The organism is Streptomyces sp. NPDC001415 (assembly GCF_053597395.1).
Genome location: NZ_JBSFIE010000033.1, coordinates 1 through 13,807 on the forward strand (window position 1 = coordinate 1; position 13,807 = coordinate 13,807).

11 protein-coding genes and 1 pseudogene are annotated in these 13,807 nt (G+C 71.3%); 10 read left to right on the forward strand and 2 right to left on the reverse strand.

The window, feature by feature from the left end; genetic code table 11:
* A pseudogene (locus ACWC2B_RS30870) lies at nucleotides 1-171 on the forward strand (IS982 family transposase); the annotation flags it as partial.
* 20 nt (nucleotides 172-191) lie between these two features.
* On the opposite strand, the gene ACWC2B_RS30875 reads toward ACWC2B_RS30870, so the two are convergent.
* A complete protein-coding gene (locus ACWC2B_RS30875; protein WP_450722357.1) occupies nucleotides 192-461 on the reverse strand; it encodes a hypothetical protein in 270 nt (89 codons plus the stop codon).
* Nucleotides 462-710: 249 nt separating this feature from the next.
* Between ACWC2B_RS30875 and ACWC2B_RS30880 the strand changes: the two genes are divergently transcribed.
* From ACWC2B_RS30880 to argF, 6 genes are all read left to right on the forward strand, one after another.
* Nucleotides 711-1,640 (forward strand): LLM class F420-dependent oxidoreductase, encoded by a 930-nt coding sequence (locus ACWC2B_RS30880; RefSeq protein WP_450722359.1) that lies wholly within the window; start codon nucleotides 711-713, stop codon nucleotides 1,638-1,640.
* Between the two features lie 2 nt (nucleotides 1,641-1,642).
* Complete coding sequence (mmuM, locus tag ACWC2B_RS30885) at nucleotides 1,643-2,632, forward strand: homocysteine S-methyltransferase (protein ID WP_450722361.1); 990 nt, start codon at nucleotides 1,643-1,645, stop codon at nucleotides 2,630-2,632.
* Nucleotides 2,633-2,678: 46 nt separating this feature from the next.
* Nucleotides 2,679-4,310, forward strand: coding sequence for a 3' terminal RNA ribose 2'-O-methyltransferase Hen1 (locus tag ACWC2B_RS30890; protein WP_450722363.1), 1,632 nt, complete (start codon nucleotides 2,679-2,681; stop codon nucleotides 4,308-4,310).
* On the forward strand, nucleotides 4,307-6,901 hold the full coding sequence (locus ACWC2B_RS30895) for a polynucleotide kinase-phosphatase (RefSeq protein ID WP_450722365.1): 2,595 nt from the start codon (nucleotides 4,307-4,309) through the stop codon (nucleotides 6,899-6,901). Before ACWC2B_RS30890 ends, ACWC2B_RS30895 begins: the two co-directional genes overlap by 4 nt.
* A 90-nt stretch (nucleotides 6,902-6,991) precedes the next feature.
* On the forward strand, nucleotides 6,992-8,224 hold the full coding sequence (locus tag ACWC2B_RS30900) for an arginine deiminase (RefSeq protein WP_450722367.1): 1,233 nt from the start codon (nucleotides 6,992-6,994) through the stop codon (nucleotides 8,222-8,224).
* 85 nt (nucleotides 8,225-8,309) lie between these two features.
* Nucleotides 8,310-9,347: an ornithine carbamoyltransferase gene (gene argF, locus ACWC2B_RS30905; RefSeq protein ID WP_450722369.1), complete on the forward strand. Its 1,038-nt coding sequence runs from the start codon at nucleotides 8,310-8,312 to the stop codon at nucleotides 9,345-9,347.
* Here argF and ACWC2B_RS30910 read toward each other — a convergent pair.
* Nucleotides 9,319-9,762, reverse strand: a complete 444-nt coding sequence (locus ACWC2B_RS30910; protein ID WP_450722371.1) for an ATP-binding protein — start codon at nucleotides 9,760-9,762, stop codon at nucleotides 9,319-9,321. The two genes, argF and ACWC2B_RS30910, sit on opposite strands and share 29 nt — an antisense overlap.
* 291 nt (nucleotides 9,763-10,053) lie before the next feature.
* Here ACWC2B_RS30910 and ACWC2B_RS30915 point away from each other — a divergent pair, with 291 nt between their 5' ends.
* The 3 genes from ACWC2B_RS30915 (at nucleotide 10,054) to ACWC2B_RS30925 (ending at nucleotide 13,792) form a co-directional block, all read left to right on the forward strand.
* Entirely contained in the window at nucleotides 10,054-10,881 is an 828-nt protein-coding gene (locus ACWC2B_RS30915) for an enoyl-CoA hydratase family protein (RefSeq protein WP_450722468.1), read from the forward strand.
* Nucleotides 10,866-13,181, forward strand: coding sequence for a bifunctional salicylyl-CoA 5-hydroxylase/oxidoreductase (locus ACWC2B_RS30920; RefSeq protein ID WP_450722373.1), 2,316 nt, complete (start codon nucleotides 10,866-10,868; stop codon nucleotides 13,179-13,181). The genes ACWC2B_RS30915 and ACWC2B_RS30920 overlap by 16 nt, the downstream gene beginning before the upstream one ends.
* A gap of 155 nt (nucleotides 13,182-13,336) precedes the next feature.
* A complete protein-coding gene (locus ACWC2B_RS30925) occupies nucleotides 13,337-13,792 on the forward strand; it encodes a tellurite resistance TerB family protein (protein ID WP_450722375.1) in 456 nt (151 codons plus the stop codon).
* Nucleotides 13,793-13,807: the final 15 nt, after the last annotated feature.

A 13,807-nucleotide genomic window follows, 5' to 3' on the forward strand; every position in this document is an offset into this window, starting at 1 on the left:
GTCAACGACACCCTCAAAGGCCAGCTCGACCTCGAACAGCACGGCGGGCGCACCATCGAAGGCGTCGGCGTCCGCGTGGCCCAGCGGATCCTGGCAATGACCTGCGCCATCTGGCACAACCGCACCATCGACGCACCCATCACCAGGTCACTCATCGCCTACGACCACTGAGCCACAACGGAACTACTCGTCTAGCGGTCCGCTTGCTGTTCGTGCTGCTCGGGCTCCTCGTTCCCGTACGCCTGCTGCGGCTCGCCCGGGCCGCCCGGGTCGTCGGCGGGCGGTGGGCGGTCGGCGGTGGACTGCTGGTCCGTGTCGCGCTGCGTCAGATCGGCATTCAGCGCCGCCATCAGCTCTTCCATCTGCTGCAGCAGTCCCTTGGGCGCACCCTTCCGCCCGGCGGCGGACTGCGGCGCAGACTGCTGCGGCGCGGTCTGTTCGGGATCGGCGTCCTGGGACATGGCGGCCTCCTCGGCCCAGGCCCTCCCGCGGGGCGGACAGGGCGGAGAATCGGTCGACGCACCGGGCAGGGCCGCCGACGCGCGGGCCGGGCGGTCCGGCTCTGCCCGAGCCAACGAACGCTCGGCGCCAACGTCACTGGTCAGAGGGGGTGTGACTCGCCAGATCGACATATTTTCACCCGACCGGGCATTCGTGGGACGAGTGGTGGAGGCGGGGTTGACCCAGGCCCGACGGTGCAGGATGGAGGTATGGATCTTCGCATCTTCACCGAGCCCCAGCAGGGCGCCGCCTACGACACTCTCCTGACCGTCGCCAAGGCCACCGAAGACCTCGGCTTCGACGCCTTCTTCCGCTCCGACCACTACCTCCGGATGGGGTCCGCCGACGGACTCCCGGGCCCGACCGACGCCTGGATCACCCTGGCCGGACTCGCCCGCGAGACCAAGCGGATCCGGCTCGGCACCCTGATGACCGCCGGCACCTTCCGGCTGCCGGGCGTCCTCGCCATCCAGGTCGCCCAGGTCGACCAGATGTCGGGCGGCCGGGTCGAACTGGGCCTGGGCGCAGGCTGGTTCGAGGACGAGCACAAGGCGTACGGCATCCCCTTCCCGAAGGAGAAATTCGCCAGGCTGGAGGAACAGCTGGCCATCGTCACCGGACTCTGGTCCACCGAAGTGGGCCGCACCTTCGACTACCACGGCACCTACTACCAGCTCAGCGACTCGCCCGCGCTGCCCAAGCCCGCGCAGGCCAAGGTGCCCGTCCTGATCGGCGGCCACGGAGCGACCCGCACACCGCGGCTCGCCGCCCAGTACGCCGACGAATTCAACATCCCGTTCGCCTCCATCGAGGACAGCGAGCGGCAGTTCACCAGGGTGAAGGCGGCCGCCGAAGCCGCCGGACGCAGGGCGGACGACCTCGTGTACTCCAACGCGCTGGTCGTCTGTGTGGGGAAGGACGACGCACAGGTAGCCCGCCGGGCCGCCGCGATCGGACGGGAGGTGGAGGAACTCAAGGCCAACGGACTCGCGGGCTCGCCCGCCGAAGTCGTCGAGAAGATCGGCAAGTACGAGGCGACCGGCTCGTCCCGTATCTACCTCCAGCTACTCGACCTCGACGACCTCGACCACCTCGAACTGATCTCGTCGCAGGTGCTGCCACAGCTGTCCGGAGCCTGACCGTGCGGCCCGCCCGGACACTCGCCGAGGCCCTCGCGCAAGGGCCGGTCGTCCTCGACGGCGGCCTGTCCAACCAACTGGAGTCCCAGGGCTGCGATCTGAGCGACGAGCTCTGGTCGGCCCGGCTGCTCGCCGACGGCCCGGAGCAGATCCAGGCCGCGCACACGGCGTACGTACGGGTGGGCGCCCAGGTCCTGACCACCGCCAGCTACCAGGCCACCTTCGAAGGCTTCGCCCGCCGAGGGCTGAGCCGTCGCGAGGCCGAGCGGCTGCTGGCCGGGAGTGTGCAACTGGCGCGAGGGGCTGGGGAGTTGGCTGGGGAGTTGAGCGGGTCATCGGAGGGGTGGGTGGGGAGGGGGAGGGGGGAGGGGGAGGCCCCCCGAAGCCCCGCCCAGCCCCCCGAAACCTGGGTAGCCGCCTCCGTCGGCCCCTACGGCGCCTACCTCGCCGACGGCAGTGAGTACCGGGGCCGATACGGGCTGAGCGTGCGCGAGCTGGAGCGGTTCCACCGGCCGCGCATCGAGGCGCTGGTGGCGGCGGGGCCCGATGTCCTCGCGCTGGAGACGGTGCCGGACGCCGACGAGGCGGAGGCGTTGCTGCGGGCGGTCGAGGGGTGCGGGGTGCCGGTGTGGCTCTCGTACAGCATCGCGGGTGGGCGTACGCGGGCCGGTCAGGATCTGGCCGCGGCGTTCGGTCTGGTGGCGGGTCATGACCAAGTGATCGCGGTCGGGGTGAACTGTTGCACCCCCGCCGATGCCGATCGGGCGGTGCCGCTCGCGGCGTCGGTCACGGGCAAGCCGGTGGTGGTCTACCCGAACAGTGGCGAGCGGTGGGACGCGGAGCGGCGCGGCTGGGCGGGCGGCGCGACGTTCGACGCGACCCGGGTGGGGGACTGGGTGGCGTCGGGGGCGCGGCTCGTCGGCGGGTGCTGCCGGGTCGGGCCGAGGGAGATCGCCCAGTTGGCGGCCCAGGTGCGAGGGCGGCAGGCGTAAGGAAAACCGCTGGTGGGGGTGGTGCAGATCGGGCAATACTCGCGGTGTGTTCCTGACAATCACCACCACCGGCACCCCTGAAGGCCCCGCGACCGACCTCGGATTCCTGCTGCACAAGCATCCCGAGAAGGCGCAGCGCTTTTCGACCTCCCACGGCACGGCGCACGTCCTCTACCCCGAGGCGACCGCCGAGCGCTGCACGGCCGCGCTGCTCCTGGAGGTGGATCCGGTCGCGCTGGTCAGGCGCGGGCGGGGCAAGGGCCGGGGTGGTGCTCCTGATGCGGCGCTCGCGCAGTACGTCAACGACCGGCCGTACGCGGCCTCGTCGCTGATGTCGGTCGCGCTGTCCACCGTCTTCAAGAGTGCCCTGCGCGGTGTGTGCGCCGCGCTGCCGGAGCGGGCGGCGGCGCCGCTGCCGCTGCGGATCGAGATACCCGCGCTGCCCGCGCGCGGCGGTGCGGAACTCGTGCACAAGCTGTTCGGGCCGCTCGGCTGGGACTCGGTGACCGCTGAACCGGTCGCCCTGGACGAGGAGTTCCCGGAGTGGGGCGACTCGCGCTATGTGCGTCTCGTCCTGTCGGGGGAGCTGCGGCTGGCCGACGCGCTGCGGCAGCTGTACGTGCTGCTGCCGGTGCTCGATGACGCCAAGCACTACTGGGTCGCTCCGGACGAGGTCGACAAGCTCCTGCGGGCCGGCGACGGCTGGCTGGCCGACCACCCCGAGCAGAACCTGATCACCAGCCGGTACCTGTCCCGGCGCCGGGGTCTGGCCCGCGAGGCGATGGAGCGGCTCGAACTGGTGCGGCTCGCCGAGGCCGAGGGCCTGGACGTCGAGGAGGTCGACAACGCCGTCGACGAGACCAGCGACACCACGGAGCGGCCGGAGACGCTCGCCGAGCAGCGCCGGGTCGCGATCCTCGCGGCGCTCACCGCGGCGGGGGCGAGCCGGGTGCTCGACCTCGGCTGTGGGCAGGGCCAGTTGGTGCAGAAGCTCCTTGAGGACGCGCGGTTCACCGAGATCGTCGGCGTGGACGTCTCCATGCGTGCGCTGACCGTCGCGTCGCGGCGGCTCCGCGTCGAGCGGATGACGGAGCGTCAGGCGGCCCGGTTGACGCTGATGCAGGGCTCGCTCGCGTACACGGACAAGCGGCTCAAGGGGTACGACGCCGCGGTGCTCAGCGAGGTGATCGAGCACCTCGACCTGCCGAGGCTGCCCGCGCTCGAATACGCGGTGTTCGGGTCGGCGCGGCCGCGCACCGTGATCGTGACGACCCCGAACGTCGAGTACAACGTCCGCTGGGAGACCCTTCCGGCCGGGCATGTGCGCCACGGGGACCACCGGTTCGAGTGGAGCCGTGCGGAGTTCCGGGCATGGTCGCGCGCGGTGGCCGAACGGCACGGCTACGCGGTCGAGTTCGGCCCGGTCGGCCCGGACGACCCGGAGGTGGGGCCGCCCACCCAGCTGGCGGTGTTCACGCTGACCGGCGCGGACGGGCCCACGACGGAGACGCTGAGGAACGCATCCGCCGCGAAGACGCAGAGCGGCGAATCCCCGGCAGAGACGCAGCTGGAAGCATCCACCGCGAAGCCGCAGGCGACCACGCCGACCACGCCGACCACAACGACCCAGCAGGGCGAGCCCACCCCGACGATGCCGAAGGAGGCGACGGCAGCATGAGTACCGAGACCGGCGCGACCCGCGCGACCAGCACGAACGGCACGCACGCCCCGGACGCCCCGGACGGCGCGCGGGTGCTCGCTGTCACCGACCTCTCCCTCGTCGTCCTCGTCGGCGCCACCGGATCGGGCAAGTCCACATTCGCCCGGCGCCACTTCAAGCCGACCGAGGTGATCTCCTCGGACTTCTGCCGGGGCCTGGTCGCCGATGACGAGAACGACCAGGGCGCCAGCCGCGACGCGTTCGACGTGCTCCACTACATCGCCGCCAAGCGGCTCGCGGCGGGGCGGCTGACCGTCGTCGACGCCACGAACGTGCAGCCCGAGAGCCGCAAACAGCTCGTCCGGCTGGCCCGCGAGCACGACGTCCTGCCGATCGCGATCGTCCTGGACCTGCCGGAGGACGTCTGCGCCGAACGCAACGCCAAGCGCCCCGACCGGGCCGGGATGCCCCGCCACGTGATCGGCCGGCACCGGCGTGAACTGCGGCGCTCCCTGCGCGGGTTGGAGCGCGAGGGCTTCCGCAAGGTACACGTCCTGCGCAGTGTGGACGAGGTGGAGAGCGTCGAGATCGCCATCGAGCGGCGCTACAACGACCTCACCCACCTCACGGGCCCCTTCGACATCATCGGTGACGTCCACGGCTGCCGGTCCGAACTAGAGACTCTGCTCGGCAAGTTGGGCTATGTGGACGGCGTGCACCCGCAGGGCCGCACCGCGGTCTTCGTCGGGGACCTCGTCGACCGGGGGCCCGACAGCCCCGGGGTGCTGCGCCGTGTGATGAGCATGGTCGCCGACGGTAACGCTCTGTGCGTGCCCGGGAACCACGAGAACAAGCTCGGACGTTACTTGAAGGGAAGGAACGTCCAGCACACGCATGGACTGGCCGAGACCATCGGGCAGTTGGAGAAGGAGGACGACAGCTTCAGGGAGCAGGTGAGGGAGTTCATCGACGGGCTCGTCAGCCACTATGTGCTCGACGGCGGCAAGCTCGTCGTCTGTCACGCGGGTCTGCCCGAGAAGTACCACGGGCGCACGTCGGGCCGGGTCCGCTCGCACGCGCTGTACGGGGACACGACCGGGGAGACCGACGAGTTCGGGCTGCCCGTGCGCTACCCGTGGGCCGAGGACTACCGCGGACGCGCGGCGGTCGTGTACGGACACACTCCCGTGCCGAACACCTCGTGGATCAACAACACCATCTGCCTGGACACCGGCGCGGTGTTCGGCGGGAAGATGACCGCCCTGCGCTGGCCGGAGCGTGAGCTCGTCGACGTGCCGGCGGAGAAGGTCTGGTACGAGCCGGTCAAGCCGCTGGCCACCGAGGCACCCGGTGGTCACGAGGGCCGGCCGCTGAACCTCGCCGACGTGCACGGACGCCGGGTCGTGGAGACCCGGCTGATGGGCAAGGTCGCGGTGCGGGAGGAGAACGCGGCGGCCGCGCTTGAGGTCATGAGCCGGTTCGCCGTCGACCCGAGGCTGCTCACCTACCTGCCGCCGACCATGTCGCCGACCGCGACCTCAGGCGCGGACGGCTACCTGGAGCACCCGGTCGAGGCGTTCGCGCAGTACCGGAAGGACGGCGTCGCGAAGGTCGTGTGCGAGGAGAAGCACATGGGCTCGCGGGCGGTGGCGCTGGTCTGCCGTGACGCGGAGGTGGCGCGCGAGCGGTTCGGCGTCCAGGGGCCGACCGGGGCGCTGCACACCCGTACCGGACGGCCCTTCTTCGACGACGCGGCGGTCACCGAGGAGATCCTCGAACGGCTGCGGTCGGCGGTGACCGCGGCCGGGCTGTGGGATGAACTCGGCACGGACTGGCTGCTGTTGGACGCCGAGCTGATGCCCTGGTCGCTGAAGGCGTCCGGCCTGCTGCGTTCGCAGTACGCCGCGGTGGGCGCCGCGTCCGGGGCCGCGCTTCCGGCTGCCGTCCAGGCGCTGGAGGCGGCGTCGGCGCGGGGCGTCGAGGTGGCGGGGTTGCTGGAGCGGCAGCGGGAGCGGGCGTCCGACGCGGCCGCGTTCACCGAGGCGTACCGGCGCTACTGCTGGGCGACGGATGGCCTTGACGGGGTCCGGATCGCGCCGTTCCAGATCCTGGCCGCGCGGGGGCGCAGCCTCGCCGCGGTGCCGCACGACGAGCAGCTGGCCTGGCTGGACCGGCTGGTCGAGCACGACCCGACGGGGCTGCTCCAGGTGACCCGGCGTCTGATCGTCGACACCGGTGACGAGGCGTCGGTGCGAGCCGGGGTCGACTGGTGGCTGGAGCTGACCGGCGCGGGCGGCGAGGGCATGGTCGTCAAGCCGCTCCAGGCACTCGCCCGGGACGGCAAGGGGCGGCTCGTGCAGCCCGGCATCAAGGTGCGCGGCCGCGAGTACCTGCGGATCATCTACGGTCCCGAGTACACGCGCCCGGACCAGCTCGACCGGCTGCGGCAGCGCTTCTTGGGGCACAAGCGGTCGCTCGCGCTGCGGGAGTACGCGCTCGGCCTGGAGGCGCTCGGCCGGCTCGCGGACGGCGAGCCGCTGTGGCGGGTCCACGAGGCGGTGTTCGCCGTCCTCGCCCTGGAGTCCGAGCCCGTCGACCCGAGGCTCTGACGGGCCGGCGGGCCGCTTCGGCGGTCCGCCGGTCCGTGCGGCGGCTGCGTTCACCGGGTGAGCGGGGCCGCCGCGGGACAGGATGGGGGCATGGGATTCCATGTCGATTCCGAGACCGGGCGGCTGCGCCGCGTCATACTCCACCGGCCAGATCTTGAGCTGAAGCGGCTCACGCCCAGCAACAAGGACGCGCTGCTCTTCGACGACGTGCTGTGGGTGCGCCGGGCCAGACAGGAGCACGACGGTTTCGCGGACGTGTTGCGCGACCGGGGCGTCCAGGTGCACCTCTTCGGCGACCTGCTGCGCGAGTCGCTGGAGATCCCGGCGGCCCGCGCGCTCGTCCTCGACCGGGTCTTCGACGAGAAGGAGTACGGGCCGCTCGCGACCGGGCACCTGCGGGCGGCCTTCGACGAACTGCCCGCCGCCGACCTCACGGAGGCGCTGGTCGGCGGGATGACCAAGCGGGAGTTCCTGGAGGGGCACCCGGAGCCGACGTCGGTGCGCTTTCACGCGATGGATCTGGACGACTTCCTGCTCGGCCCGCTGCCGAACCACCTCTTCACCCGAGACACCTCCGCCTGGATCTACGACGGCGTCTCGATCAACGCGATGCGCTGGCCGGCCCGGCAGCGCGAGACCGTCCACTTCGAGGCGATCTACCGCCATCACCCGCTGTTCAAGGGCCCCGAGGCGGGCCCGTTCAACATCTGGTCCCAGGGCCAGAGTGACTATCCCTCGACCATCGAGGGCGGTGACGTCCTGGTGATCGGGAACGGCGCCGTGCTGATCGGGATGAGCGAGCGGACCACCCCGCAGGCCGTGGAGATGCTGGCCCGCGGCCTGTTCGCGGCGGGCTCGGCGCAGACCATCGTGGCGCTCGACATGCCGAAGCGGCGGGCGTTCATGCACCTCGACACGGTGATGACGATGGTCGACGGAGAAACCTTCACCCAGTACGCGGGCCTGGGCATGCTCCGCTCGTACACGATCGAGCCGGGGGCGGGCGAGCAGGAGCTCAAGGTCACCGACCATCCGCCGGAGCACATGCACCGCGCGATCGCGGCGGCGCTCGGCCTCGACCGGATCCGAGTACTCACCGCCACCCAGGACGTGCACTCCGCGGAGCGCGAGCAGTGGGACGACGGCTGCAACGTGCTCGCCGTCGAGCCGGGGGTGGTCGTCGCGTACGAGCGCAACGTCACGACCAACACGCATCTGCGCAAGGAGGGCATCGAGGTGATCGAGATCCGGGGCAGTGAGCTGGGGCGGGGGAGGGGAGGGCCGCGCTGCATGAGCTGTCCCGTCGAACGTGATGCCGTATAGTAATGCGCTCCGTCGTATATGCTTCCAGTGTTACGGCTCATTCGTAGCCCAGTCGTCCCCTACCCGCCCCCCAGGAGCAGCCACCATGGCGATAGATCTCGCAGGCCGCCACTTCCTCAAGGAGCTGGACTTCACGGCCGAGGAGTTCCTCGGGCTGGTCACGCTCGCCGCCGAACTCAAGGCCGCCAAGAAAGCGGGCACCGAGGTCCAGCGGCTGCGCGGCCGCAATGTCGCGCTGATCTTCGAGAAGTCCTCGACCCGCACCCGCTGCTCCTTCGAGGTGGCCGCCGCCGACCAGGGCGCGTCGACGACGTACATCGACCCGGCGGGTTCGCACATCGGCAAGAAGGAGTCCACGCGCGACACCGCCCGCGTCCTGGGCCGGATGTTCGACGCGATCGAGTTCCGGGGCGATGCGCAGGAGACCGTCGAGACCCTCGCCGCGAACGCCGGGGTTCCCGTCTACAACGGCCTGACCGACGACTGGCACCCCACCCAGATGCTCGCCGACGTCCTCACCGTCACTGAGCACACCGACAAGCCGCTGGGCGAGGTCGTTTTCGCCTATCTGGGTGACGCCCGCTTCAACATGGGCAATTCCTACCTGGTCACCGGCGCCCTGCTCGGCATGGACGTCCGCATCGTGGCGCCCAAGGCGTACTGGCCGGCCGAGCAGATCGTCGCGCAGGCCCGCGAGGCGGCAGCGGAAAGCGGAGCAAGGATCACCCTCACCGAGGCCGTCGAGGAGGGCGTCGCCGGCGCGGACTTCGTAGCCACCGACGTGTGGGTCTCGATGGGCGAGCCCAAGGAGATCTGGGCCGAGCGCATCAAGGCCCTCGGGCCGTACGCCGTGACCATGGACGTGCTGCGCGCCACCGGCAACCCGCGCGTCAAGTTCCTGCACTGCCTGCCCGCCTTCCACGACCTCGGCACCCAGGTCGGCCGGGACATCCACGAGCAGTACGGGCTGACCGAACTCGAAGTCACCGACGAGGTCTTCGAGTCGCCCCACTCGGTCGTCTTCGACGAGGCCGAGAACCGGATGCACACCATCAAGGCGGTCATGGTCGCCACGCTGGGGGACCGGTCGGGGATCAAGAGCTCCGCCGGCTCGGCAGTGTGAACCAGACCGCCTTGCCGTGCGCGGTGGGGCGGTGGCCGCAGGCCGAACTCAGCGTACGGATGAGCAGCAGACCGCGGCCGTGCTCCTGCCAGGGATCCGGGTGGTCGTCCGCCCCTGGTGCCGAGAGGTCGCCCGGCGGCAGCGGCGAGCCGTCGTGCACCTCGACCTGACAGCCGGACGCGAGCAGCTCCACGACCAGCTCGATCGGCGCCTCGCCCACGGTGTGCTCGACGGCGTTGGCGACGAGCTCCGCGGTGAGCAGCTCTGCCGTGTCGCTGTCGGCGGGCGCGTCGATGTCCGCGAGCGCCGTACGCACCAAGGCGCGGGCGATCGGCACGGCGGCCGTGCTGTGGGGGAGTGCGATGCGCCACGCGGAAGGCGTGGCGTCGCCGTCGGGGCCGGAGGGCTCGGGCAAGGCGGAAGGTTCCGTTCGGGTTGCGTGGGGTCGCCGGGTTGTGTGGGACTGCCGGGCAGCGAGGGGTCGTCGTGCTTTCAACCTTACGAAGTCGGACCGCGGCCCAGTAGAGGACCCCGGCCGGGGACGGCCGGGCCGTGGGGCATCGACGCACGGGACCTCGGCCTCTGGTGCGCCCGTCCGCGCCCTATCGCGTACTCGTGACGGTGGTCACGTATGAGTGATACCTTCGTCGGGCAGGCAGCAGAAGAGGTGGCGGCACCTGCCGTCCCGCCGAAGGAGGCCGCCCGGATGAGCCCCTTTCCCAGCTCCGCATCACCCACCGAGGACTGGCGCCATCTGCGGCTCACGGTGGTCGACGGGGTAGCGACCGTCACCCTGGCCCGGCCGGAGAAACTCAACGCGCTGACCTTCGGCGCCTACGCGGACCTGCGCGACCTGCTCGCCGAGCTGTCCAGGGAGCGCTCCGTACGGGCCCTGGTCCTGGCCGGGGAAGGGCGCGGGTTCTGCTCGGGCGGCGACGTCGACGACATCATCGGCGCCACCCTGTCGATGAACACCGCCGAGCTCCTCGACTTCAACCGCATGACCGGCCAGGTCGTCCGGGCGATCCGCGAATGCCCCTTCCCGGTGATCGCCGCGCTGCACGGCGTCGCGGCCGGTGCGGGCGCGGTGCTCGCGCTCGCCGCGGACTTCCGCATCGCCGACCCCTCGGCGCGGTTCGCCTTCCTCTTCACCAAGGTGGGCCTGTCGGGTGGCGACATGGGCGCGGCCTACCTGCTGCCCCGCGTCGTCGGCCTGGGCCACGCCACCCGACTGCTCATGCTGGGCGATCCCGTACGTGCCCCGGAGGCCGAACGGATCGGCCTGCTCAGCGAGTTGACGGACGAGGGCCGCGCGGACGAACGCGCCGCCGAGCTCGCCCGCCGCCTCGCGGACGGACCCGCCCTCGCCTACGCCCAGACCAAGGCGCTGCTCACCGCGGAACTCGACATGCCGCTCGCGGCCTCCGTGGAAATGGACGCGGCGACCCAGGCCCTGCTGATGAACGGCGAGGACTACGCAGAATTCCACGCGGCCTTCACCGAGAAGCGGCCCCCGAAATGGCAGGGACGCTAGCGATGACGGCCCCGCACACCCAGGGCGCACCGCTGCGGATCGCCGTAATCGGCGGCGGCCCCGGCGGGCTCTACGCCGCGGCCCTGCTCAAGCGACTCGGCCCCGACCGCGAGATCACGCTCTGGGAGCGCAACGCCCCCGACGACACCTTCGGCTTCGGGGTCGTGCTCTCGGACGAGACCCTCGGCGGGATCGAGCACGCGGACCCGGCCGTCCACCAGGCACTGCGCGCCGAGTTCGTCCGGTGGGACGACATCGACATCGTGCACCGGGGGCGCACGCTGACCTCCGGCGGGCACGGCTTCGCAGCGCTCGGGCGGCGCAGGCTCCTGGAGATCCTGCACGAGCGCTGTCGTGCGCTCGGCGTCGATCTGCGCTTCCGGGCCGAGGCTCCGCCCGCCGCCGAACTCGCCACCGCCTACGACCTCGTGGTCGCGGCCGACGGGGTGCACAGCCTCACCCGCGAGGCGCACGCCGACCACTTCGCGCCGCGGATCACCACACACCGCTGCCGCTACATCTGGCTCGCCGCCGACTTCGCCTTCGACGCCTTCCGGTTCGAGATCGCCGAGACCGAACACGGCGTGATGCAGCTGCACGGCTACCCCTACTCCGCCGACTCCTCCACGGTCATCGTCGAAATGCGGGAGGAGGTGTGGGCGGCCGCAGGGTTCGACGCGCTCGACGAAGGCGCCTCCGCCGACTACTGCGCCAAGATCTTCACCGACGCCCTCGGCGGACGGCCGCTGCGCGGCAACAACTCCTCCTGGACCGCCTTCCGCACCGTCGTCAACGAGCGCTGGTCGTACGGCAATACGGTGCTGCTCGGCGACGCGGCGCACACCGCCCACTTCTCCATCGGCTCCGGCACCAAGCTCGCCGTCGAGGACGCACTGGCCCTTGCCGCGTGCATCGAGGAGCAGCCCGATCTGCCCACGGCCCTGAGCGCGTACGAGAGTGAGCGCCGGCCCGTCGTCGAGTCGACGCAGCGTGCGGCCGCCGCCAGTCTGCGCTGGTTCGAGGAGCTGGAGCGCTATCTCGACCAGCCCGCCCGGCAGTTCGCCTTCAACCTCCTCACCCGCAGCCGCCGGGTCACCCACGACAACCTGCGGCTGCGCGACCCCGGTTTCACCGACACCGTCGAGCGGGAATTCGGCTGCCCGCCGGGCACCCCGCCCATGTTCACCCCCTTGCGGCTGCGCGGCCTCGAACTGAAGAACCGTGTGGTCGTCTCGCCCATGGACATGTACTCCGCCGTGGACGGCGTCCCCGGCGACTTCCACCTCGTGCACCTCGGCGCCCGCGCCCTCGGCGGCGCGGGGCTTGTCATGACCGAGATGGTGTGCGTCAGCCCCGAAGGCCGCATCACCCCCGGCTGCGCCGGCCTCTACACCCCCGAACAGGCCGAGGCCTGGCGGCGGATCGCCGACTTCGTCCACCAGCAGGCGCCGGGCACCGCCGTCGGCATCCAGCTCGGCCACTCCGGGCGCAAGGGCTCGACCAAGCTGATGTGGGACGGCATGGACCAGCCGCTCGACACCGGCAACTGGCCCGTCGTCGCCGCCTCCCCGCTCCCGTACCGGCCGGGCGTCAACCAGGTCCCGCACACGCTGGACCGCGCGGGGCTCACCGAGATCCGCGAACAGTTCTCGGCCGCGGCCTGGCGGGCCGCCACCTGCGGATTCGACCTCCTCGAACTGCACTGCGCGCACGGCTACCTGCTCTCCGGATTTCTCTCCCCTCTCACCAACCAACGGACGGACGCCTACGGCGGTTCCCTCGCGGGCCGCCTCCGCTTCCCCCTCGAAGTCTTCGACGCGGTCCGCGCGATCTGGCCCGCCGACAAGCCCATGACGGTCCGTATCTCCGCCACCGACTGGGCCGAGGGCGGCACCACGGCCGAGGACGCCGTCGAGATCGCGCGGGCCTTCGCCGCGCACGGCGCCGACGCCATCGACGTCTCCACCGGCCAGGTCGTCCCCGACGAGCGCCCCGAATACGGCCGCTCCTACCAGACCCCGTACGCCGACCGGATCCGCAACGCGCTGGGCATCCCCGTCGTCGCGGTGGGCGCCATCTCCTCCTGGGACGACGTCAACTCCCTGCTTCTGGCGGGCCGCGCCGACCTGTGCGCGCTGGCCCGCCCGCACCTGTACGACCCCCACTGGACCCTGCACGCCGCGGCCGAGCAGGGCTATGCGGGCCCGGGCGCCACCTGGCCGCTGCCCTACCGCGCGGGCAGCCGGAAGCCGCCGACCGGACGGACGGACGCGCCGAGGCCGCGGCTCAGCCTGAACTGACGCCCCCGCAGGTACGGGCCGGGCCCCTGCCGAAACGCCCGGCCCGGCCGCCGCACGCCCGCGCCGAAATCACTCAGGAACCCCGGGAACCATTCGCGAGGCCCGTCAGTTTCTACATTGCTGTAGAAGTTTGACGACATGCATGGAGAAGCACCATGGCCCTCTGGGACCGCCTCAAGGAATCCGCCACGACGATGCAGACGCAGCTCGTGGCCAAGAAGAACGACCTGAAGAGCGGCGCCTTCCGCGACGCCAGCATGGCGATGTGTGCCCTGGTCGCCGCCGCCGACGGCTCCATCGACGCGTCCGAGCGGCGCCGGGTGGCCCAACTCATCGCCTCCAACGAGGTGTTGCAGAACTTCCCGGCCGCCGATCTGCAGCGCCGCTTCGAGGAGGGGCTCGACAAGCTGGCCGCCGACTTCGACTTCGGCAAGGTGGGCCTGTTGCAGGAGGTCGCCAAGGCGAAGAAGAAGCCGGCCGAGGCGCGCGCCGTCATCCAGATAGGCATCGTCATCGGCGGCGCGGACGGCGACTTCGACAAGACCGAACAGGCCGTCGTCCGCGAGGCCTGCTATGCGCTCGGCCTGTCGCCCGTGGAGTTCGACCTGTAGCCGCCGCGAGCGGGG